This window comes from Nitrincola tibetensis (genome assembly GCF_003284585.1).
Classification (GTDB): domain Bacteria; phylum Pseudomonadota; class Gammaproteobacteria; order Pseudomonadales; family Balneatricaceae; genus Nitrincola; species Nitrincola tibetensis.
This window is the reverse complement of the sequence record NZ_QKRX01000048.1, coordinates 1-587: the sequence shown is the minus strand read 5'-3', so window position 1 is coordinate 587 and position 587 is coordinate 1. Positions and strand designations below refer to the sequence as shown.

Annotated in this window: 1 protein-coding gene; it reads left to right on the top strand. The window is 47.2% G+C overall.

What is annotated here, in order from left to right:
- A partial coding sequence (locus tag DN062_RS18425; protein ID WP_193483914.1) for an IS91 family transposase occupies positions 1-561 on the top strand: 561 nt, incomplete at its 5' end.
- Between the last annotated feature and the right edge of the window lie 26 nt (positions 562-587).

The following is a 587-nucleotide window of genomic DNA, read 5'->3' as shown; positions in this document are numbered from 1 at the left end:
GCACTTCGAGAGACGAAAGTGAATGGCGGTTTCTCATCGATTTGCACTGATGAATTCGATCGCACCTTAACGCAGGTAATGAGTAAGCCTTGGTGCGTTTATAGCAAGGCTGCGATTCAGTATCGAGAAACATTGGTGAATTATCTTGCACGTTATAGCCATCGCATAGGCTTGAGTAATCATCGATTACTGGAGAACACACCGAATCAGGTGACGCTTGCGTATCATGATTATCGTGCTGATAGAAACGGCAAGTTACACCTAGCGCCAGAGGAGTTGGTTCGGCGCTTTTTACTGCATGTTTTACCGAAAGGGTTCATGCGTATTCGACACTATGGATTCTTATCGAATGCAATTAAGCGACGATGTTTGTTGCTGATTCGGCGGCAGCTGGGACAGGGGCTGAAGGTTGAGAGTGATCAGGAGGCTCAAGTTGTCAGTTCAAACCCTGCTCACTGTCCATCATGTGGCCATGAGCCAGTGACCTGTTTAGGTGAGTGTTCGAGTGAATTGATGACATTACACAACGAAGTGCCTCTGGTGCTGCCGAACAGTAGCTAGTTCTCACACAGTGGTATTGTCATGCA